The following is a 23,425-nucleotide window of genomic DNA, read 5'->3' as shown; positions in this document are numbered from 1 at the left end:
GTCCCTCTTAGCATAGTTAACTGTTAAACGTATTAATCTTCATCTGCTTTTGTTTCAATCGATAGTCCTTCCACAAATTTCCGTCCCATCAGCTTTCGGATTTTGCGATTTTCTTTTGTCTCGAACACGATATCTAGATCATAATCAGCACCTGGATACAGCTTCTCTCTAGTAATCGACAGCCTTAGCCGCTTATGATTGAACTTCATTTTGCGTCCCTGCACTTGGACAACGACTTCACCTCGTTCATCAGCAGGCAGATAGACGATACCATTACGCTTTAAGGGATAGATCCATACCGAATCGCCTATCTCCAGCACAGGGAGCTTTTTCTTCTCAGGGACTTCTGCCTTCTCGAGACTGTGCTCTGTTATGCAGACCTCCGCTTCTCGCCTATTCATTAGACCTCCAAGATCATTCTCCTTCTCCGTTTCATCGCTGACAGCAAGTAATTCCGTCTGTCGATTCTCGGCCAGCTCCTCAGCTCGTTTCATTACATTCTCAGGCAATCCGTATCGCCTAGCAATAACGAACGCATGACTCTCTCCCGCTTCACCAATCTCTAATCGATATAAAGGGCGCAGCGTCTCTGGATCAAAAGCCATTCTCGCATTCATACAGCCAGGCGTACGTGAAGCATATCTTTTGATCTCATTAAAATGTGTCGTCGCCGCTGTCAATGACTTGCGCTTCAGCAGCTCTTCAAGAACGGCAATCGATAAGGCGATGCCTTCTCCCGGATCTGTCCCAGCAGCCAGCTCATCCAGCAGCAGCAAAGAATGTCCATCCGCTGCTTCCAGCATCTGCCTCAGTACATCTATGTGGGAGGAGAAGGTGCTGAGCGACTGCTCTAAGCTTTGACCATCTCCCACATCAGCAATTATATGACGAAACAGCCCGAAGCAGCTTCCCTCTTTCACTGGTACCAGCAGGCCCGATTGCACCATTAGGGCAAGAAGCCCGATTGTCTTAAGTGATACTGTCTTCCCCCCTGTATTCGGACCTGTAATGACCAACTGCCGCCACTGAAAGCCGAGTTCAACAGTAAGCGGCTCCCCACCGCTGCCCAGCAGTGGATGCCGAGCCTCCACCAGCCGAATCACAGGCTCATCCCTTACTATAACTGGCTTGCCATTATAGGAGTAGGACAGCTTCCCTCTCGCCATTATGAAATCGAACGTCGCCATCGCTTCTACGTTAGCCCTAAGCTCTGAGGAATAAGCCTCTGCCAAGTCCGACAATCCAGACAATATGACAGTCCTCTCCCTCTCTTCCTCCATGGCCCACTGGGATAGCTCCGTCTGCAGCTCCGCTACATCAATGGGTTCAATGAATAGTGTCTGGCCGCTTGCCGATTCATCCCAGACTGTACCGGGAACCTGCTTCCTGAACTCGCGCTTCACGGCAATCACGGATCTGCCGCTGCGCTTGCTGACAATAGGCTCTTGAAGAGCTGACTTATATTTGCTTAGCGCTGCCTCTACTCTACGTTGAATTTTATCCTCAATGGCGATCATATGCCTTCTTATTCTTGCTAGCTCACCACTCGCTTGATCGGTCAGACGACCATAGCGTATACATCTCGCCAGCTCTTCGCGAAGCTTCGGACAATCGTACATCGAATCCGCATATCCAGCTATCGTACTCGCTATCGTTCGCTTGCTGTCCATATAACGCTTCATTTGCGCTACCGAGATCAGCCAAATATGAAGCTGCTCTAGCTCACTCTCAGAATAGATTTTCCCTTTGCCAAGGAGAGACAGGAATACATCTATTCCATCCATTGCCGATAAGGGAATGCTGGCACCTGAAGCTAACAAAGCCACTGCCTCCTCCGTCTCTGTAAGCCATGCTCTGACCTGGTTCTTATTAGAGCTTGGTACATGCTTAACAGCCAATGCGCTTCCTGCCGGAGAAACCGTATACCCTACCAGCTGTTCCTTCAACTTGTCATATTCCAATCGTTTCAATGATGCTTCATTCATTGCTTAATCCACTCCTATTTCATTAGTGAGGTTGAATAAAATAAAAAAAACAGGAACAGAACGCATGAGCGCTCCATTCCTGTTTCAATAGCCAGCTTTTCATCTTGCATTCCAAGCTATACGTGTAGAAGACAATAGGACATACAATCGCAGTCCCTGCTTGAACCCTATTCGTATAAGCATATAAGAACGCAAAAAACCGTGCTGCAAGAGCACGGTGAAAAGGCCGCTGACCAATGTCATTTCAGGCGGAATCCACATGTTCTTAACTCATGGTATCGGAACAGGATCCAAGACGTCGCAATAGAAGCATGACATAGCTGAAAATTCAGCCAGCATGACCTATCCTTCGTTCCTGATCGAAGTCCGATCTATCCAATTAGGAGTTAAGAACACCTGTAATCATTAAAATTGCCCCTTCCAAAATGACACGATTCATTTTATTCATCAATTACTTCTCCATCAGTCTACGACAACGATAGCCTTGTCGTCAACTAGCTGATCATACACAAATTTCCATCCCTATCTCAGCGAATGCTGTATGAGCAGGGATAGCATAATCTATACATAGATTTATATCATGCGACATGTGGGTGAACAGAACCTTCTTGGGCTTCCATTCCTCAAGAAGCACAAGCGCTTCCGTCACATCGTATACCGATCGTGTATCGTAATCGAAATTCTCCTTATAGAAGCTGGTCCCAAGCACGAGCAGATCCAGCCCATATAATGGCTTCTGCTGCTCATCGGTCAATCCGATGGCATCGGAGCAATATGCCCATGACTTGCCAGACAGTGCATTATCGAAGCGAAAGGCGTACGAATAGCCATTCTTCCCGTGATTGACCCGCCATGCGTTAACCTGCCACTGTCCGAATGATGTCGGCTGATCAAGTGGAATGAACGTTATCTGTCTCTGCAGCCATGGGAACCTTGCGAGTACTTCAGTGATGACTTCTGATGGCGCATAAGCTTCACCAAGCCTGCCAAGCCATCGACAGGCATCAGCCCATTCGACGAGTCCACCAATATGGTCAAAATGTGCATGCGTGATCAGAATGCGATTCACGAAGCGAAGTCCTGCCGCCTCCATCTGCTTGCCCCAATCCGGTCCACAGTCAATCATCATCGTCCCGACATCGGGATCATCGAGCTGGACTAATGAACGCAGACGCCTGTTCCTGCCTGTCAAGCGAGCTTCCATACACACTTCACAGTCGCAATATACGCGAGGCACCCCCATGGAATCGCCTGTGCCACGAAACGTGATTCGCATCATAGCGGCAGCAGCGCTACCATATCCCTGCTGCGAAGCTCATTCATCATATCGAGCCAAGCCTGTGGCTTGTTCGGCAATGCAGCATAATAGCCCTCTAGAAACTCTACAACAAGTGCAGCAGGAATCTGATTTAACTCCTCATCTACAGGCAGGAAGCTTAGATTCAATCCTTCTACTGCTTGCCCTTCATGATCCCAAGATGGATGAACATAGTTCAGATTCAGACGTTTATAGCCAATATGAGACAGAACCTCTCTACGTACATAAGGATTCATCGGAGTTACCCCGCCGAATTCATGCTCTACGCTTAGATATGGATCGTAGATTTCTGCGAACATACCGATGGACACAGTTCCTGACTCAGCTTCAAGTCTAGCCAAGTCTTTCTCTCTATTGCTGAGCAGGAAGCGGCCAATCCCTTGAGAATGCTTACCAATAATAGTGAAATCAGTCATTGCTACTCTCAACTCCGAGTAATAGCGATACTCCGTAGAACCGACTACTTCACCATCCTCTATCGCAACGTATACATGGATCGACGGATCTTCAAGCGGCTCTCTCCACAGATCATAGGCTAGAACCTCCTCCGGAGGGAAAATACGCTTCAGCAAGGCATGTAATGAAGCGAAGTAAGCATCGTCAATAGACGTAATGCGATGATAGATCATATATCCATTCTCCTTTTTCACACGACTAGTATAATTAAAAAACTACCTCTATTAACCGCTCGATTTCGGCATCCGAGAGAAACGGATTGCGCCATTCCATAAAAACCGCGTTGTTCACAGATTCCTCGTCGTCTAGATAATTCTTAGCGATCCCAACCGGGGTACGCCCACAGCGCAGCAGGAACGTCACAACCGGGTCTTTGAATGTACCTCTCATGACTTGCTCCAGATAGTGTTCGGGCGTCATCTGAGCTGCATATCGATGATAGCCAGGCATACGTCCTGCTCCAAGCAGCCTCTGAAGTCCAAGCTGAACAACTGTCTCATACATCGTCTGCATGAGCCATTTGCCAATACCGGTCTTACGATATGCAGGTATAACACAAATATCTGCTATGTACAGTGTATTGCCATTGGGATTGTGATTGCGAATATAGCCGTTATCGGTAATGGTCCCCCAGTCATGTGAATGCTCATAATCAGACGGATCAACGATAAGCCCTGTCATGGAGCCAACAATCATCCCGTTGATGACAGCACATAGCGCACCTTCAGGGAAGCGATTCACATGCTCTGTCAATTGTGCATTGTTCCACCATAGCTCCTCTGGATAGGGTGCAGGGAAGCTCTCTCGCTGCACATCTATTAACGAATCGAAGTCATTGCTCGTATAACGCCGAATAATAGCTTGAACAGGCACTCCATCTGGATTAAAAACGTACAGCTTCTTCAGCAATATTGCTCTCCCCTTCCCCATGCGGATGGTTAGAGACTGGTTATTCCCAGTCTGTATACAGATCCGTTCTGCGATCACGCCAGGTTGTTACCGAGCCGCTCGATCTTACCTCTTCCAGCAGTTGAAGATCAAGATCAGCAACGATGAGCATATCATCATTAATGACTCCTTCACTGAGAATGCCTGCAGGTGGGAATGGAATATCATTAGGTGCAATTATCGCTGCCTGACCATAATTCGCTCGCATGAAATCAACCTTGCGCAGCGAGCCTACTGTCCCAGTAGTAACGATATAAAGCTGATTCTCTACTGCTCGTGCATGACAGCAGTATCTTACGCGGTAGAAGCCGTGGCGGTCATCGGTGCAGGAAGGACAAAAGATCACATTCGCCCCTTTGGCGCGTGCCATACGTACGATCTCAGGAAATTCAATATCATAGCAAGTAAGCATAGCTATCGTTCCGAACTCTGTATCGAATACGGCCAGTCCTTCACCTGGCGACATATTCCAATCAGACACCTCTGTTGGCGTTAGATGGATTTTATCCTGCCATTCGGATGGAATAAATGCGCGCAATTACGGCGCTTTCCCTCTCCTGCATCAATTACATGCGTTCCTCCTACAATATAGACGTCGTATTCAGAGGCCAGCTTGCAGAATAGCTGCTCATATTGCGCTGTGAATTCAGGCAGCCTCTCGATAGGCAGTGGGTTTCCGCTGTCATCCCCGATGGATAACAGCTAGGTAGTCATAAATTCCGGGAATAGAACGAATTGCGTTCCGTATTCGGAAGCATTGCGCACATAATGAGTGACTTGCTCAGCGAATTGTTCGAAGGAAGTAATATCCGCTAATTTGTATTGGACAGAAGCTACACGGTATTTCAATAAGGCTCCCCCTTATTTTCTTTGCTTGAATTGAAGTGTAATGGTTGTGCCAAGATCCGGCAGACTGAACACATCCACCTTGCCCTCATGCAAATCGATAATTCGCTTAGCAATGGATAAGCCTAGACCTACGCCGCCTGTTGCCCGGCTGCGAGCGCCATCCACTCGATAGAATCGTTCGAACATATGGGGAATCTCATTCTCTGGGATTCCGATTCCCTTATCTTTAACCTCGATTTTGACAATGTTCTTGATCAGGGAGACAGATACTTCGATTGGATCTTTACTATATTTAATTGCATTATCCAGCAGAATCACTAGAAGCTGCCTGATCTTATCTTTGTCTCCATACAAACGAACTACCTTCGACATCGATTTCACGCGAATCGGCCGTTGGAATGTCGTCTGCAGCATACCTGCCAGCTCATCAACGACGACCACAACATCGAACAGTTCCTGACGAAGCCAGTCCTCTTGCTCAGCCTCCGCCAGCATCAGCATAGACTTGGTCAAGTTCTGCAGCCTTGTTGCTTCACGGTCTATCGCTTCAATCGCTTCATTCCGGACATTCTCATCATCTCTTCCCCAGCGCTTCAGCATGCCCGCATAGCTGCTGATAACCGTAAGCGGAGTCTTGAGCTCATGCGAAGCATCAGCTACGAACTGCTTCTGCCTGGCGAAGGTTCGATCAAGTCGTTCAATCATCTGATTGAACGCTCGGACAAGCTGTTGAAGCTCGGCAGATTCCTCATGAGAAGTCGTCTCGATCATCCGGAGCTTCCCGCTTCGGTCAATTTCCCGCATCGTATTAACCATCTGCTGCATTGGAGCGGTTAAGCGCGAGGTGAACCAATACGTCCCGAATATCGCGAACAAGATCGCGCCGCCGCTCGTAACCGTAAGTGCTGCCACGAGAATTTGCAAATAATCGTCAAGCTCGTTCAGAACGCGGTTAACCTCCAGCATCGCCACGACATCGGAGCCTGCATATAGCGGCACACGCATATACAGAATGCGTTCACTTGACTTGGAGATCATGCCAGTATCATGCTGCCGCTGGAATGCTGCTGGCAGATTGAGCAGGACAGGGTCAGAGCCTGTAATATTAACGACCTTATTGTCGGGCAGTACGATCCGGATCATTTCATTCACATTGTAATATTCACTTAGCAGATCTGAATCGTACAAGCCCTTCCCATTCTGAATTTGCGGGTTCTCCAGCATGAGGTTCACTTTATTCCCGATGACGCGCTCTTCGCTCTCCGTTGTAATTTTAATCACATAGAAGTATACGAATATATTGAATAAAATCAGAATAAAGATCAGCCAAAATATGGTGAACAGCGTAAATCGTTTACGCAGTGTCATGCGTCAGGCTCCTTTATCATATAGCCTACACCGCGGACCGTATGAATCAGCTTATGACGATAACCCTTGTCCAGCTTTTGCCGCAAATAACGAATATAGACATCGACCAGATTGGTCTCCCCAATAAAGTCATAGCCCCATACCTCGGATAAAATGTCTTCGCGAGACTTCTCCTCATTCTTATTCTCGACCAGATAGACGAGCAATTCGAATTCACGAGGTGTCAGCTCAATAACGATATCTTTACGGAACACCTTACGCGTGCGCAGCTCAATCGTCAGATCACCAACTTTGATAAGATCAGAGCCTTCCGACTCTTTCGGGTATTGCTGGAATATCCGCAATATGTTGCGGACACGTGCCAGCAGCTCCTCCATCGCGAAGGGTTTCGTTATATAATCATTAGCTCCATGCTCGAAGCCGCTCACCTTGTCAGGTACGGTATCTCTTGCTGTAAGCAGAATCACAGGGACAGCGTTGCCAGCTTGACGCAAGCGGCGAAGCACCTCAATACCGTTCAGCTCCGGCAGCATGACATCCAACAGAACAAGCTCCCATTCACCTGTAGATGCCATCTCGTAGCCAATACGCCCATCTTCTGCGGTACCAACCGTATAGCCTTCATGCTCCAGCTCCAGCTGCAATACACGAGAAATACCAGCTTCATCTTCTACTATTAGTACTCTTTCATTCATTCTAGATGCTCACCTGCTTCCCGAAATCCTTATAGGACTCGTTTTTTTAATCATAATGAAGCTTTATTTCAAATGCAAGCAGGCCGCACCGCAGTTGCTGGGTCCGGCCTGCTTGCTTGAATAACGTGTGTACGGCCAGTGGATTAGGACTGGCTCTGCATCGACCATGCTTCAACATCCCACGTTTTGGTCACCCAGTCTTCATAGAATTCCGGTTCGTGGGATACAAGAACAACCGTGCCTTTGAACGCCTTAAGGGCACGCTTGAGCTCTGCCTTGGCCGTAACGTCCAGATGGTTCGTCGGCTCATCGAATAGAATCCAGTTGCTCTCATGCAGCATCAGCTTACATAGACGCACCTTCGCTTGCTCACCACCGCTCAATTGATTGAGCGCACGAGTGATATGCTCGTTCTTCAATCCACAGCGTGCTAGCGCAGCCCGAACCTCATGCTGATTCATGAAGGAGAAATCATTCCATACATCGTCAAGCGGCGTCATCGTCGGCGCTTTGGCCTCTTGCTCGAAGTATGCCGGATGCAGGTAATCTCCTCTATACAGCTTGCCATCCAGCTCTGGAACCACACCTAGAATGGTTTTGAGAAGAGTTGACTTACCCACCCCATTGCAGCCTACGATCGCAATTTTGTCGCCACGCTCGATAAGCATATCCATCTTAGGCAGCAGCGGCTTATTATATCCGATAACAAGCCCTTCCGCTTCGAACACCGTTTTGCCGCTCGTGCGGGATTCCTTGAAGTTGAAGGTCGGCTTAGCCGCTTCCTCCGGCTTGTCGATCCGATCAATCTTATCCAGCTGCTTCTCACGGCTCTTAGCACGGCCCGAGGTAGATGCCCGCGCTTTGTTTTTATTAATAAAATCTTCCTGTTTCTTAATATAATCCTTTTGCTTCTCATATGCCTCAATATGCTGAGCCTTATTCATATCCGCCATCTCAAGAAACTTCTCATAATTCGCGGTGTAGCGAGTCAGCTTCGAGAATTCCAGATGATAAATGACATTAGTGACTTGATTCATAAAGCCGGTATCGTGTGAAATGAGAACGAAGGCATAAGGATACGACTTCAAATAGTTCGTAAGCCAGTTAATATGCTCCTCATCCAAATAGTTCGTAGGCTCATCCAGCAATAGGACCGTAGGCTTCTCAAGAAGCAGCTTAGCAAGCAGTACCTTCGTTCTCTGACCGCCGCTGAGTGCTGTTACATCTCGATCCAGACCAATGGCATTCAGACCGAGACCATTAGCCATTTCGTCTACCTTCACATCAATGAGATAGAAGTCGCCAATATCAAGCTCTTCCTGAATTTCTCCCATTCGTTCAAGAAGCACCTCAAGCTTATCTACATCCGCATCACCCATTTGCGAAGCAATGTCATTCAGCTCCTGCTCTAGCTGCAGCATAGGCAGAAAGGCTTCCTTCAGCACATCCCGAATCGTCTTGCCCTCTGCCAGCTTCGTGTGCTGATCCAAGTAACCGTAACGAACTCTCGGTGTCCACTCGACCTTGCCCTCATCCTTCAGCAGCTTGCCGGTCAAAATATTCATCATCGTGGATTTTCCAGTTCCGTTGGCACCAACTAGGCCAACATGCTCGCCGGCAAGCAAGCGGAACGAGACGTTTCTAAATAATACCCGATCTCCAAACGTATGAGATAATTGCTCTACCGTTAACAAACTCATTTATACTCTATCTCCATTCATGGCTATGTTTATCTATTTATTCATTCTTAGTCAATAAAGACCGTCTCATTGTACCATAAGATCTATCTCTTGTATCCTGTCGGATTGGAGCCACTTCATTACGGGCTGTAAGGCCTTCTCTAATGGCCGGCGCATAGTATCGTCTTCCGTCGCCCATTTGCCACTCCACATTATATTCAGCCAGCTCGCGAATGGAAGCTGGGGAATAGCCGCAATTGGACGCTCAGGCAGCATGGACATCCATTCCTTACGGCCTTTGAACACCGTATCCTTATTAAGGATCCACTCGACTTGTCCCCCGCGTGCTTGCAGCTCTTGCGTGTGATGCAGGATGTACTGCAGCCGCTTGCTATCCCACTTCGATAGAAAAGGATCAGCTACAACAACCACAGCATGCGATTGCATCAGCCAACGGCTTACCAGCTCGTTATCCGCACAGCTTGGAATATCAATGAGCCGAATTCCCTTGTGATGCTGATTTAATTGGAGCATCAATTTCTCAACCTCATCAGCTGTATTCTCCACATTATTCTGTCGTTGTGCATACCAAGTCACTCCGTGTTCATGCCAGGAGTGGCCGTAGCCCTGACCATGCTGTACTTGAACAGGCATGGGCGCTGATTGCAGAAGTGTCCCCCATTCCGGTCTAACGGAAGGGAATTCCCCTGCTGCAACGTTCAATTTCTCTCTTCCTAGCAGCTTCGCTATTGTTATGGCTGTGAATGTAGCTCCAGAGCCAGGAGAAAGCGGAAGAATGGTAAGGGTAATTCCTGCCTGCTTCCGACTATAAGTGGGTAGACCAGAGGCGGTCATTCGATCATTCTCCGCGGCAATTAGCGGAAGAAGCTCATCCTCTGCTTCTTCCATTGCAGAATATCGCTGCTCTTTGTGCCACTGAAGCATTTTACCAAGTATGCGCTTGAAATTCGGTGGCACATCTCCTTGCAATAAGCGCATGGGATCACTCGCTCCCCCTTGGGTATGAGATGCCTCGTAATAACGGCCCCCACTTAACAGATAGTACAGCAGCGCACCTAGCCCATACATATCGGTTCGAGCATCACTTTGTCCTCCCGCCTCTCCTTGCTCTGGTGCTGCGAAGCCTGGTGTACCGAGCAGCATCGTATCCTGAGAAGCCTCAGACTTGAACTGTCTAGCGATGCCGAAATCAATTAATCTTACATGGCCATTCTCTTCGACCATTACGTTGGACGGCTTCAGATCACGATGAATAATTCGGGGCATCTGCTTGTGCAGATAAGCAAGGGCAGAGCATAGCTGCAGCGCTATTCTCAGAACCTCCTGGAAGGATAAACAACGCCCATACTTCGCGAATCGGGCACCAATCGTCTCCCCATGCACGAATTCCATGACAAGCGCTGCTGCCTGCTCTAGTTCGATGGTGAAGTAATCGATCATCAACGGCAGGTTAGGATGATGCAGTCGAATAAGCAGACTGGCTTCATCCGTCACTTGATTAGCTTGAACCGACTTTGCTTCAGCAGCAGCTGCCGTTACTTTAATAGCCCGCAGCTTTCCCTGAAGCTTCAAATCCTCAGCAGCATATACCGTACCCATTCCACCGCTTCCGAGCTTGCCAACAATTCGGTAGCGATCACAGATGATGCTTCCTGTCTCCCATATCGCATACCTCTCTGGTTTCCCCATCTCACTCATCACAATTGCCCTCCTGAACGCCAAAAAATCCCGATCTGAAACGATGAATGGATTAGCACTCATCATCAGATCGGGATTCTTTCCCGTTATTTATTCATTAGAAACAGAGTACCATAATTTCAATTTTGTCTCAAGAATGGTACGCCTCATTCATCTCTAGGATCATCTGATCCCCGCCAGCCTGTCTCCAACTAGCAATAGCCTGCTCGAACCCTTCCTCGTCTATGATGCCTAATATGTAGGAATAGGTAGCATTATGAATAATGGATCTGAGCTCACTCCCTCGCTCATTCTGTGTCACCGATTCCAGCGCCTCCGCTGGATTATAGACAATAAAGGTTCGGTTATCGTCATTCAACGTATCACTCTTGTCGCGTAAGGGATCACCGAACAGCTTGAACGATGGATTACTCATGCCCATCAACGAAATAAGCGGACGCACCTCCAGCTCCCATCTGTCGCCTTCCCCTTCAATCAGCTCCATAGCACCGCTATCCTTCATCCGGTAATGAACATCTTCCAATCCATAATTCAATAGGTTATACAGCTCTGGTTCAGCTAATTGGTCAAAAAAAGACAATATCCGCTTAAGCACCTCCTCCGTCTTCACTTCAGTCTTAGGAAAGACAAACATCCCGTTATGGCCGGACTGGGACCAGACATGAGGCAGTCCATCCGGACCATTAATCCGATTCACCATATCAATCTCAGCTAATGGATTAAGCTTCACCGCTGCCGCATGCAGATTGCGCGCATCGTCCATATTGCCGATATACATCCCCGCTTTGCCTTGAATGAATTCTTCCCATTGCTGCTGCTTGCTCATGACAGCGAACTGATCATTAATAAGCTTCTCTTCATAGAGAGTATGCATGAACCTCATAGCCTCTTTGTAACCATCGAACATGAATTCGGGTAATAGCCGACCATCCTTCAAGCCCCATTCATTCGGTGATCCGAAGTAAGAGGCCAGTGTCTGGAAAGCGCCGAACTTCAGGTCATTGCGATCAGTTAGCCCGAAGGTATCTGCTAATCCATTGCCGTCGGGATCCTCATTCTTGAACGCTTTGATGATCTCATACAAGCTTTCCAGATCATGCGGCGGCTGCAATCCAAGACGCTCGAGCCAATCTTTACGATAGATGACGCCTTGCCTGGATAAATCTCGCTCCCTGTAGATCCCATATAGCTTGTTATCAATCGAGATATTAGTCAGAATGGTCTCATCCATCCGGCTAAGATTCGGATAATCCTTCAAATAGGGACCAATCTCCCAGAAAGCCCCCGACCTGACCGCACTGAGAAATGCGGAGTTCTTAATATCCTGTATCGTAACGATTTGTGTCAGCGCTTCCGATGCGAGCGCAATATTCAGCTTATCCTCTTTCAAATTATCCGGAACCCACACAATAGATAGATCAGTATTCGTCAATTCTTCTAGGTGATCAATCACAAGGTCAGAGGGCGGTTGTGCCGTATATAATACCGTTGTCCAGGTCAAGCTCAGCCTGCTGCCCGCCGAATCCTGCACGGAAGCTCCATCAAGCAATGTCTTCTGCTGACAGCCGAAGAGAACAGCTGAAATAACGCAGGCACCTAGTGCAGCAGCAGCTATTGGTCGAAGGTGGTGACGGATATTAAACCTCATAGTCATTACCCCTTATTCTCTGTTATAATTAGGGTCATACACCTATATATGTGAATTGGAGGCCCCCCTTGAGTAAACTACCCAGTCGATACTTTTTGCAAATTCTTATCTTCGGTTTTATTATTAGCTCGCTTCCTGTTATCATTGTTGGGTTATTCTCGTATATCAAGTCTTCTGAAACCATACAACAAAATGTAAACGATTCCAAGTTGCAGCAGCTTCAGCAAATGCAGATGAATGTGGAGCAGGTCATGCGTACGGTTGATCATTCCGTTAATTACTTCGTAAACTCTTCATTCTTGAAATCTACCATTGAAGAGCCTCTAACTGTTACTCAATTCCAATTATTCAACCAAATTAAGCAAGAAGTCAACCATTTGCAAACATTTGATACAGGAATTGAAAATATTGTTCTGTTAAGCAGCAATCAGAACTGGTACATTGACAACTCAGGGCTCTATCGGCTTGATGAGCTGTCTACAAAGCAGGAGCTTCTCGATTATATGTCGCTTCCCTTCGACTCCCAGTGGATTACCGAAGCGGCGGAGGATACAATCCTGCTCGGACCTTCCGCCAGCCGTTGTTCTTATGGCATTAGTCTCGTCAAAAAGCTGCCACTGACCTCTTCCAATAAGAATGGTCTGGCTATTACAACGATTCCTTCCTGCTATATGAGCAATCTGCTGTCCTTCGACAAGAACAATGAAGCTATTCTTGTATTTGATGAACAGGGCAAGCTGATTATGAAGCAGAATGAGGAGCTTCTCCATGCGACTGATGACTACAGCACCTTATTCAATAATATAGCTGTCAGTAAAGAGGCGAATGCACAGTTCGATGCTGCACTGGATGGCACCGACTATACGATTACTTACCGTATATCGAATTACAACGGTTGGACTTATGCATCCGTCACTTCACTTCATGCGTTGTCCAAGCAATCACGGGCTATCGGCTGGTTCACGGCCATTATGTGCTTGACCCTGCTCGTCATTACCCTGCTGGTCACATGGTTCGGCTCCAATCGCCTGTATAAGCCAATCGAACGTCTATTCGCTAATGTATTCCACTTATTTCCATCTAAGCATGCCAAGCCTAGTGAAGATGGATTTGTCTATATTGCAGAACAGATCAGCCATGTGATACAAGCGAAGACGGAGCTTGAGAGTACCATGCAGACACAGATTGAGCAGCTCCGTACCCTATTTATGATGAAGCTGTACCAAGGCAAGAATAATGAACGGACGATCAGCGAGCGTCTTCATACTCTCTCTTATCCAAGCGATTACCATGGATATACCGTGATGATTCTGCGCATTCCTTCTTTTGAAGGCACAGCCTATGAGAGCAGTGACACTGATCTGTTATTGTTCGCTATCAACAATATGGTTGAAGAGCTTATCTCACCTGAGCTCAGGCTAACGCCAATCGTGTATGAGCAGTCACAGGTTAACCTGCTGCTTAACCGCACGAATGCTTCACAGGAGCCATTCATTGCGAGCATCCTGCCTATCATCCAGACCATTCTGGATACAGTTAAGCAGGTGCTTAATCTGACGGTTAAAGTCGGAATAAGCGGTTATCATGAGAAACTAAAAAAAGCCAATACTGCCCTTCAAGAAGGTCAGGAGGCCTATAAGCACTTGGCTCGATTCGGGGATTCACCGCTTATGTTCTACCGGGATCTGCCGCAGAAATATGCATTCAACACTTCTTATCCCGTTCGCTTGCAGACCGAGCTTAACGATGCAATCACTATTGCAGATCGGAATAAAGCAGAAGAAGCGCTTCAAGAGCTGTTCACTCATATTTTCAAACAGAATTTAGGGACACATGACTTCGAGCTCGTCACAGCCAGACTGTTGATTGATCTCATCCACTTGTCACAATCCTTGGGCATTCATGAGATGAGGTTCGCGGATCATTCTTCATTATTCGATCACTTGTTCAAGCTACATTCGGCTAAGGAAGTGAAGGGATGGTTCAGCAGCTCTATAATTGAACCGATTATTGTAGCAGTCGAGGAGCGTACACAATCGCAGTATAAGAATATCTCGGAGGAAATCATTCATATTATTCATCAGCAGTATGATCAGGAATTGACACTAGAGGCCATCGCTGCGCTCATGCATTATAACGCCAATTATGTAAGCAGCGTCTTCCGCAAGGAGACCGGCGTACCATTCAGCGAGTATTTAGCAGCTCATCGTCACCGGATTGCGTTAGAGCTATTAAAGGATACGCCTATGTCTGTCAAAGAAATATCAGAGAAGCTGCAATATAACAACTCCCAGAACTTCATCCGCTCATTCCGCAAAACAGAAGGCATAACGCCAGGCAAGTACCGAGAGCTGCATCAAGCCAATTAATGAGAAATGCGCCCCATCTCTACGCATGTGAGAACGATCTGCACTGTGCAGATCGTTCTCGCTTGTAGGTTAATTCCAAGCTAGTGACTTCTCTTGATTACTGGCCATGTTGGCCTGTTATTGATTCTTTCCTTAAGAAAATAATTTGCGTGGCGGCTGAAGTGGAGACTCAGCTACACCTGCCAGCTTATACAAAAGTGAACGAATTAGAACAGCTTGTGTGCCAGCGTTCATGTCCCCCTCCACCTTCCCCTCTCCTATGCATACAGGCAAGGGAAGATCAGGGTCATGTTCCTCTTCCTTGATTTGGGCGACGTTAGGAGCAGGCGGCGAACGATGAAGCTCTCTTGAGAAGCCTCCATCCGACCGCAATAGCCTTCGCATATTGCTATACGTAGCTGTCATGAGGCTCAGAAGCTCCCGATTATTCCTCTTCACATTCATATAGGAGAGTAGATGCACTGGATTGCGAATATAACACATATCTACAGCTTCATCCTCTGCAACTGTTCGTATGATGGACTCGTAGATTGTTTCCTCCAATGGCAGAGGCCTATTAAACCGATCATAATATAAATGCAGCTTGAAGGTCCCCGATAATTGAACATAGCGGGAGCCTTCACCCCACAATCCCGTTGCTTGATTCTGAAATTCACCCAAAAAATCAAATGCTGTACTCAAATAAGGATCACGAGCCTTTTTCTCCATTTGAGATAAATAGGCAGCTGTAACAGCAATACGGTCACATGCGCGCCAACTGTTCCGCATATTTACACGTTCCAGCCATTCTCTATAGGCCCTTGGAGTTTCCATATAGCTGGGCAATGAATGTTGAGCTAGTGGGAGCGGGAATAAAGGCTCTGCACCGAGCTTGCGCAGCGCACTGACACTATATTGGAGCGCCCTCCCAACCATAACCTCATCCTCTCTCATGTTCGGATGCTCGTCATAGAAATAACCAGAATGCTGTATTTGTCTGATATGGAAGAAATGAATCAGCCCCTGCCGCATAGACTCTTCAAGAGACTGCAATAGAGAACAACGCTCCAGGATGTTAATGGCCTGCGCAGTTGACTCCACATCAGGCGTGAAGTTCGATGCCACACGAGAGCTTCGCGCATAATAGAAGCCCCCTGTTAACGGATCATATTGCAGCTCTAGCCAATCCCAAAAGCCTTCAAACAGCTCGTCTATTTGTTGGAGGACCCTATGGATCTGATGATTGTAATGAAGGCTCATTCTCTATATCTCCTTATCTCCAGGATAAAGTAAGGTATTAAATGCCCTATCGAGCAGCATGCCACCCGTATATTCGAAAATAGGCATTATCCTTTTATTGAACCAAGCAGCGCACCTTTGTCGAAATACTTTTGCAGGAAAGGATAGACGAGCAGCACCGGAACGGTTGCAACAACGATGACGGCCATCTTGATTGTCTGATCTGGAGGTGTCACGAAATCATTGTCGAAGCCTGAGCTGTCAGAGCTTAATCCACTGGCTAGAATGACGATCTGCCGCAGCAGCACTTGAATTGGCCATTTCTCAGCGCTATCAATATACAAGATAGCTGGCAAATAGGTATTCCAGTAAGTAACTGCGTAAAAGAGTGAGATTGTCGCAATAGCTGGAAGGGATAGTGGGATCACGATGCGGAACAGAATACCCCAATCACTGCATCCATCGATTTTGGCCGATTCCTCGAGTCCGTCCGGCAAGCTCTGGAAAAAGCTGCGTAAGATGATCAGATTAAAGGCATTGATTGCGGTAGGAATAATTAATGCAAAGTAAGAGTCAATCAACCCAAATGCTTTTACAACGATGAAGCTTGGGATTAAGCCGCCGCTGAAGAGCATAGTGAATAGAACGAGGAACATGATCATTCTTCTGCCGACCAGATCTCTTCTAGCTAGTCCATATGCCATCAGCGAAGTCAGAAGCATACTGATGAAGGTTCCTGCAGCCGTTACGCCAATTGAGACGCCCATGCTGCGGAATATCGTATTGGTTGAGAAAATATACTTATAGGCGTCCAGGCTGAACTTGGTTGGAAATAGAACGAAGCGCTTCTGCGCCAATTCATCAATCGTCGTTAACGAGCCGGCAATAATATGCAGGAACGGCAATATGGTCACGAGCGCGATGAACAGAAGTATGATATAGATTGCGCCGTCAAACAGACGACCTCCGATTGTTTTGTCGTGTACCATGTTAGAGTCCTCCTTAAGGTTTTGCGTAGCAAAACCATCTTCGTAAGCGTGTGCCTAGGTTTTGCGTAGCAAAACCATCTTCGTAAATACTAGTAGACGCCTTCTTCACCGAATTTCTTCGCCAGCCAATTCGCACATACGACGAGGATCAGCCCTATGAATGATTTGAAGAAGCCTACTGCCGTACTATAGCTGAATTGGCCTTGCTTCAGCCCTGCTGTATAGACATACGTATCGAATATTTCCGCCACATTACGGTTCATCGCGTTAAGCAGCAAGTATACATGCTCGAAGCCGAGCTCTAGCACATCGCCAATTTTCAAGATAAGCAAAATCACGATGACACTTCGGATCGAAGGCAGCGTAATATGCCAGATTTGGCGGAAGCGTCCAGCACCGTCCATTCGCGAGGCCTCGTATAGCTGAGGATCAATTGCAGCAATAGCGGCAAGGTATACGATCGTACCCCAGCCTGCTTCCCGCCAAATGACCTGAAGCATGTACATCGGCCTGAACCAGTCTTCGTTAAGCAGGAAATTAATTTTTTCCATCCCCATTGAAGCGAGCCCTTCATTAATGACTCCCCCATCCATCGTTACCATGACGAAGGAGATCGAGACGATAATAACCCATGACATAAAATGCGGGATGTAAACAACGGTCTGAACGAATCGTTTGAATACCTGAATCCGCACTTCGTTGAGCATAATGGCTAATAGAATCGGCACAGGAAAGAAGAAGATAAGATTCATCACGAATAACACAAGCGTATTGCGGAAAATCGTCCAAAACATTGGTTCTGAAAATAACCTCGCATAATGCTTGAACCCTACCCAATCACTGCCCATGATTCCGTCATAAGGGCGATAATCCTGGAAGGAAATAACGAGTCCCCACATTGGGAAATACTTGAATACTACAAAATAAATCAGCCCTGGTAGAATCATTAGATAGATTGCTTTATTCTTCATTATTCGCTTCATAAGACCGCTGCGTCTTCCGGTTAATGAGGCGGTAGCTGTATTTTGCGTCATGTGTAACATCCTTTCAGTTGCAGAGATAACGATCATTCCTTGTTACTCTGGTTGGAGAAGAAGAAGCTGATCTCCCGCTCCTTCTCTTCCACCAGTATTTCCTATACAGCGATCATCTTATTGAACCTTGGACAGCGACTCATTGTATTCCGCAATGATCTGCTCTCCGCCGCCTTTTGACCAACGATCTACTTCCTTCTGGAAGCCCGCTGCATCCAAATCGCCTAGAATGTAACGGTATGTGGCATCATTGATGATCTGCTGCAGCTCAACCCCCTTCTCTCCGAACGTTTTGGAATCCAGCGCAGCGGCAGGGTCATTAATAAGCGTTGTGTTATTATCTAGGATCAGCTCTTCTGCTTTGGCCTTAGCCGGCAGTTTGTTGTAGGCTTTCAGCATATCGATCGTGCTCTCGCCCCCGACCTGCAGAATTTCATAAGGCTTTTGCTCGCGGTCTGTCAGCTTAACATCTTCGACCTTCTGCACTAACCCACCCTCAACCAATGTATAGTGCTTGCCTTCCAGTCCCCATTTCACCAGATTCGCAAGCTCTGGGCTCATCAGTTGGTCGAAGAAGGCAAGCAGGCTCTTCAGCTCTTCCTCTGACTTCACGGATGATTTAGGGAACAACACAAGATTTCCGTACCCTGGGATAGACCAGATTCCTGTGTTGCCATCCGGTCCTTTGACCCGGTTCGCTACGTCATACACAGCATCTGGATTAATTTCTATTGTCTTCGCATTCAAGCTCTGAACATCAGCCATGGAACCGATATACATACCTGCCTTGCCTGTAATCACTAGGTTTTGTTGATCCTCTTTGCTCGTTACAGGGAAATCCTTATTAATAAGCCCCTCATCATAGAGCTTTTTGAAGAAATTCATGGTGTCAGTATACTGCTGGAACATGAATTCCGGCTGCAGCTTGCCATCTACCAAGCCCCAATTGTTCGGAGTTCCGAAGTAAGAGGAGACTGTCTTGAATGCACCATAGATGAGATCACTGCGATCCGTTAAACCTATTGTATCGGGCTTGCCATTCTTATCGGGATCGCCTTCCTTGAACTGCTTCAGCATGTTGTACAGCTCATCCACTGTAGTCGGTGCTGCCAGCCCGAGATTATCAGCCCAATCCTTACGGAAGATCAGACCTTGACGCGAGAGTGGACGCTCTTGATAGATTGCATATACTTTGCCATCAACAGCCGTATTCTTCACTACCGTCTCATCCAGCTTGCTTAAGTTCGGATAATCCTTCAGGAAGGGACCGATTTCCCAGAATTGGCCATTACGGATCGCATCGCGGAACAAAATATACGTCCCTTGGTTCTTCATATAAACCGCTTGGGGCAGTGAACCTGTTGCGAATGCTGAATTCAGCTTCTCTTCATAGCTGCCGTCTGGCACCCAATTGATTGTGAGCTCCGTATTCGTCTTCTCTTCAATTAATTTCTCAATGTCATCAACAGGTACTTCTGGCGTATGCAGGTTCGTCATGATCGTGAATTTGAATGGAGCTTGGGGAGTATCTGTTGCTTCTGCAGCCGGCTGCTTGTTCCCTGCATTAGTAGCAGCAGGTGAATTCTCTTCTTCTTTTGCTCCTGACGAGCACCCGACTAGCAAGCCTCCGATCATTGTAACCGCACACATAGAGCTTAGAAATTTCGTATTAACTTTCTGTCTCATGCTTTCGACCTCCAAATGGTTATGATGTTATTGCCTACCCCTATCCTAATAGCTAGAAATTCAGTACGTATATAATCCTGAGTCCATTTTGTAGTAACGTGACACTCCAAAACCCTTATCTAGCAAGGGAATCTGAGATAATGATTATTCGGTAATGTGCACAAATAAGGATGTCCCGTAAGTCATCTGACCTTGGGACACCCTAGTTAATTAAGTCTAGCCTTGAAAATAAAAAAACGGCGTAACCGGTAATTGCTACCGTTACGCCGCTGCTTTGTATGCTTCAGATTATTATTTCAATCCACTAGTGCTGATTCCTTCTACAATGTACTTCTGGAACATGAAGAATATAGCGATTACTGGAACTAAGCTTACGATTGACATCGCGAACATCGCACCCCAGTTCGATACGCTCTCGCTATCCAAGAACATTTTGAGTCCAAGTGATACGGTGTATGAGCTAGGTTTGTTCAAGTACAGCAATGGACCCATTAGGTCTTCCCAACGCCAGTAGAAGGAGAAGATTGCTGCTGTAGCAAGCGCAGGAACAATTAGCGGCAGGATAATACGGAAGAATAATCCGAATTTGCCACAGCCGTCAATCGTTGCTGCTTCATCCATTTCTCTTGGTACCGAACGGATAAACTGTACAATCAGGAAGATAAAGAACGGTATTCCGAAAAATTGTGGTACAACGATTGGAGCAATTGTTCCAATCCAGCCGAGCTTGGAGAAGATGATGTACTGAGGAACAAGTACGACATCATGTGGCAGCATCAGAGTAACCATCATGATCGCAAACCAGAAGGAGCGTCCTACGAACTTCAGACGAGCGAAGCCGAAGGCAATAAAGGCTGACGATAGAACTGCTCCGATTGTAGAGATAATGACGATCTCCAGAGAGTTCGTAATAAAGCTCATAAACGTCTGTCCCGCTACCCCTAACCATCCCGTGCTATAATTTTCCCAAATCCAAGGGCTTGGCAGTAAAGAGCTTGATGTTGTGAATATGACCTCACTTTTTTTGAACGAGCTCATTAAGAGCCATAGAACCGGATAGACCATGATGATTGCTAAGGCACCGACAAGAATATGATAGAGAGGCCATCTGATTTTTTTAGCAGTCATGGATTAACGGCCCCCTTCTGATTCATAATGTACCCAGAGCTTAGATGACAAGAAGACAAGACCGGTTAGAATGCCGACAATAATGAGCATAACCCAAGCCATAGCAGACGCATAACCCATATCGAAGAAGACGAATGCTTGACGGAACAAGTACAGGGAGTACAGCAGTGTGCCGTCCATTGGGCCGCCCTCACCTTTAGAAATAATATACGCCGGAACGAAAGTCATAAAGGCACTAATCAATTGCATAATCAGATTGAACAGGATGATTGGTGTAAGCATAGGAAGCGTAATGCTGAAAAACCTTCTCATAAAGCTTGCACCATCTACGCTGGATGCTTCATACAGCTCACCTGGAATGTTTTTGAGACCAGCCAAGAAGATAAGCATGGAGGAACCGAACTGCCATACGGATAGAGTAATCAACATGATTAACGCAGCATCCGGATCGCCAAACCATCTGACACTATTGAAACCGAGAAATTGCAGGAGTCCATTAACAATCCCTTGATCACCGAACAAATTACGCCACATGATTGAAACCGCGACGCTTCCTCCAATAATCGAAGGCAAGTAATAAACAGTCCTGTATAACCCGACAGCTTTCGAAGTTGTGTTCAAGATCATTGCAACGAATAAAGCGAAGATCAGTCTTAATGGAACGCCGATAAATACATACAGCATCGTCACCTTAAGGGACATTGCATACCGATCATCCGTTGTGAACATGTTCACGTAATTATCTAAGCCTACCCAGCTTGGTGTAGATAACAGATCATAATCCGTGAATGAGAAATATAGAGACGCAATGACTGGAATCAATGTGAAGAACAGAAACCCTAGAACGAATGGAGAAATAAATGTATAACCGATCAGATTGTTTTTGAATGCAAATGATTTCATCATAACCAGCTCCCACTGAAGTCTGTCCTACCCTAAATTTAAAGCACGCTGGCTGGTTCGAGCCAACCAGCGTGCTATCTAGCTCTCTTTATTTGTTCTTCGAAAGGACGGCTGTTGCTTCTTTTCTGAATTTCGCAGCAGCTTCTTCTGCTGTAATCTGGCCATAGTTCATTGCCTCAGTCAAGCTTTTCAGTGATGCGAATACTTCAGCAGAGCCAATTGGATCAACTGGGTCCATTGGGGAGCTGTTCAATTCCGCCCATGCAACATAATCGAATACTTGTACTTGAGCTTCAGACAATAACGGCTTCAGCTCTTCCTTGATTACACTGGAGACAGGAACGCCACGCTCGCCAAGAATCAACTTGTTCGCTTCTACATCATTAACCCAGAAGTCAATGAATTTAGCAGCTTCTTCTTTTACTTTAGAGTTTTTGGAGATGGAGAAGAACATACTAGGTTTCAGGTAAAGACCTTTTTCCATTTCTGGACCAACCATTGGAGCGAGTTCCATTGGACGGTTAGCTACTTGTTGTAGAGCCGCATATTGGTTAGACCATTGCCATATACCAACTGCTGTGCCTTTAACAGTCATATCATCCTCAATACCTTTAATTTGAGCAAGCGTATCTGGTGTAGGTACTGCTTTCGTTTTCACGAGTTCTGCTAAGCGACCGAAGAAATCAACGAATTCTTTGTCGTCTTCATAGCCAAGTCCGTTGCCTTCGGCATTGTACAATGTTTTGCCAACTGTACGGAGGTAGTATCCGAAGAATACTTCAGCGCGCATACCGCTATCCATGAATAGTCCAGCATCTTTGACTTTAGCTGCGATCGCTACATAATCATCCCAAGTCCAGTTTTCTGGAATGCTGTCTACACCAGCTGTTTTCAGAATAGCAGGATCGTAGTGGAAGCCAAGTGCATTAACGCCAAGGTTCATGCCGTATACGCCTTCATTGAGCTTACCAGCGTTCAGTGCATTCTCAGTGATGTTCGTTACGTTGATTTGATTGCCGAAGTAAGGAGTCAAATCTTCAAGCTGATCTTTGCCAGCGTATTGAGCGTAGTAGCCTGTGTCGATTTGCAGAATATCAGGAAGCTCATTAGCTGCTGCTTGAGGTGCAATCTTCTTCCAGTAGTCATCGTAGTTGGAATATTCCATTTCAATCGTTACATTAGGATTTTTCGATTTGTACAGGTCAATTACTTTTTTAGTATAATCATGTCTTGGCTCTCCGCCCCACCAAGCGATCCGGACGGTTACTGGCTTGTCACCTGTGTTGGTGCTGCCGGCAGCGCCTTCTGTGTTGTTGCTGTTAGCTGCGTTGTTGTTGCCTCCACATGCTGCAACCAGTACTAGTGAAAATGCCATGAGAAGGAAAAGTACTTTTTTCGTGTGTTTCATTTGTTACTCCCCTTTCGTTTCTAGT

Annotated in this window: 17 protein-coding genes and 1 pseudogene; 1 reads left to right on the top strand and 17 read right to left on the bottom strand. The window is 46.6% G+C overall.

What is annotated here, in order from left to right:
* Positions 1 to 32: 32 nt before the first annotated feature.
* The 10 genes and pseudogenes from AC6ESP_RS13950 to AC6ESP_RS13905 all read right to left on the bottom strand — a co-directional run bounded on the left by AC6ESP_RS13950 (position 33) and on the right by AC6ESP_RS13905 (position 12,665).
* Positions 33 to 1,985: an endonuclease MutS2 gene (locus AC6ESP_RS13950; RefSeq protein WP_497097343.1), complete on the bottom strand. Its 1,953-nt coding sequence runs from the start codon at positions 1,983 to 1,985 to the stop codon at positions 33 to 35.
* Positions 1,986 to 2,487: 502 nt separating this feature from the next.
* Positions 2,488 to 3,264, bottom strand: coding sequence for an MBL fold metallo-hydrolase (locus AC6ESP_RS13945; protein WP_497097342.1), 777 nt, complete (start codon positions 3,262 to 3,264; stop codon positions 2,488 to 2,490).
* The gene (locus tag AC6ESP_RS13940) at positions 3,261 to 3,932 is read right to left on the bottom strand and encodes a GNAT family N-acetyltransferase (protein WP_497097341.1); all 672 of its coding nucleotides are present in this window, start codon (positions 3,930 to 3,932) and stop codon (positions 3,261 to 3,263) included. Before AC6ESP_RS13940 ends, AC6ESP_RS13945 begins: the two co-directional genes overlap by 4 nt.
* A 34-nt stretch (positions 3,933 to 3,966) precedes the next feature.
* Positions 3,967 to 4,689, bottom strand: coding sequence for a GNAT family N-acetyltransferase (locus tag AC6ESP_RS13935; RefSeq protein ID WP_497097340.1), 723 nt, complete (start codon positions 4,687 to 4,689; stop codon positions 3,967 to 3,969).
* Positions 4,690 to 4,708: 19 nt separating this feature from the next.
* A pseudogene (locus tag AC6ESP_RS13930) lies at positions 4,709 to 5,556 on the bottom strand (carbon-nitrogen hydrolase family protein).
* Between the two features lie 12 nt (positions 5,557 to 5,568).
* Positions 5,569 to 6,924 carry a HAMP domain-containing sensor histidine kinase gene (locus tag AC6ESP_RS13925; RefSeq protein WP_497097339.1) on the bottom strand — a complete coding sequence of 452 codons (1,356 nt, stop codon included), beginning with the start codon at positions 6,922 to 6,924 and terminating at the stop codon, positions 5,569 to 5,571.
* Positions 6,921 to 7,619: a response regulator transcription factor gene (locus AC6ESP_RS13920; RefSeq protein WP_497097338.1), complete on the bottom strand. Its 699-nt coding sequence runs from the start codon at positions 7,617 to 7,619 to the stop codon at positions 6,921 to 6,923. The genes AC6ESP_RS13925 and AC6ESP_RS13920 overlap by 4 nt, the downstream gene beginning before the upstream one ends.
* A 143-nt stretch (positions 7,620 to 7,762) precedes the next feature.
* Complete coding sequence (locus AC6ESP_RS13915; RefSeq protein WP_497097337.1) at positions 7,763 to 9,319, bottom strand: ABC-F family ATP-binding cassette domain-containing protein; 1,557 nt, start codon at positions 9,317 to 9,319, stop codon at positions 7,763 to 7,765.
* Between the two features lie 66 nt (positions 9,320 to 9,385).
* Positions 9,386 to 11,017, bottom strand: a complete 1,632-nt coding sequence (locus AC6ESP_RS13910) for a serine/threonine-protein kinase (protein WP_497097336.1) — start codon at positions 11,015 to 11,017, stop codon at positions 9,386 to 9,388.
* Positions 11,018 to 11,147: 130 nt separating this feature from the next.
* Positions 11,148 to 12,665, bottom strand: a complete 1,518-nt coding sequence (locus tag AC6ESP_RS13905; RefSeq protein WP_497097335.1) for an extracellular solute-binding protein — start codon at positions 12,663 to 12,665, stop codon at positions 11,148 to 11,150.
* A 68-nt stretch (positions 12,666 to 12,733) separates the two neighbouring features.
* On the opposite strand from AC6ESP_RS13905, the gene AC6ESP_RS13900 reads away from it, so the two are divergent.
* Positions 12,734 to 15,034, top strand: coding sequence for a helix-turn-helix domain-containing protein (locus AC6ESP_RS13900; RefSeq protein WP_497097334.1), 2,301 nt, complete (start codon positions 12,734 to 12,736; stop codon positions 15,032 to 15,034).
* 132 nt (positions 15,035 to 15,166) lie between these two features.
* Here the strand turns inward: AC6ESP_RS13900 and AC6ESP_RS13895 are convergent, their stop codons facing one another.
* The 7 genes from AC6ESP_RS13895 to AC6ESP_RS13865 all read right to left on the bottom strand — a co-directional run bounded on the left by AC6ESP_RS13895 (position 15,167) and on the right by AC6ESP_RS13865 (position 23,400).
* Positions 15,167 to 16,273 carry a hypothetical protein gene (locus AC6ESP_RS13895; protein ID WP_497097333.1) on the bottom strand — a complete coding sequence of 369 codons (1,107 nt, stop codon included), beginning with the start codon at positions 16,271 to 16,273 and terminating at the stop codon, positions 15,167 to 15,169.
* An 86-nt stretch (positions 16,274 to 16,359) separates the two neighbouring features.
* On the bottom strand, positions 16,360 to 17,241 hold the full coding sequence (locus AC6ESP_RS13890; protein WP_497097332.1) for a carbohydrate ABC transporter permease: 882 nt from the start codon (positions 17,239 to 17,241) through the stop codon (positions 16,360 to 16,362).
* An 89-nt stretch (positions 17,242 to 17,330) separates the two neighbouring features.
* Positions 17,331 to 18,224 (bottom strand): ABC transporter permease, encoded by an 894-nt coding sequence (locus tag AC6ESP_RS13885; protein WP_497097417.1) that lies wholly within the window; start codon positions 18,222 to 18,224, stop codon positions 17,331 to 17,333.
* A 168-nt stretch (positions 18,225 to 18,392) separates the two neighbouring features.
* The gene (locus AC6ESP_RS13880) at positions 18,393 to 19,961 is read right to left on the bottom strand and encodes an extracellular solute-binding protein (protein ID WP_497097331.1); all 1,569 of its coding nucleotides are present in this window, start codon (positions 19,959 to 19,961) and stop codon (positions 18,393 to 18,395) included.
* 291 nt (positions 19,962 to 20,252) lie between these two features.
* Positions 20,253 to 21,089: a carbohydrate ABC transporter permease gene (locus tag AC6ESP_RS13875; RefSeq protein ID WP_497097330.1), complete on the bottom strand. Its 837-nt coding sequence runs from the start codon at positions 21,087 to 21,089 to the stop codon at positions 20,253 to 20,255.
* A 3-nt stretch (positions 21,090 to 21,092) separates the two neighbouring features.
* Positions 21,093 to 21,992, bottom strand: coding sequence for a carbohydrate ABC transporter permease (locus AC6ESP_RS13870; RefSeq protein WP_497097329.1), 900 nt, complete (start codon positions 21,990 to 21,992; stop codon positions 21,093 to 21,095).
* Positions 21,993 to 22,080: 88 nt separating this feature from the next.
* Positions 22,081 to 23,400, bottom strand: coding sequence for an ABC transporter substrate-binding protein (locus AC6ESP_RS13865; protein ID WP_497097328.1), 1,320 nt, complete (start codon positions 23,398 to 23,400; stop codon positions 22,081 to 22,083).
* Between the last annotated feature and the right edge of the window lie 25 nt (positions 23,401 to 23,425).

It is taken from the genome of Paenibacillus xinjiangensis, from assembly GCF_059686975.1.
The sequence above is the reverse complement of the archived record's forward strand: the minus strand, read 5'-3'. Positions and strand labels throughout refer to the sequence as shown.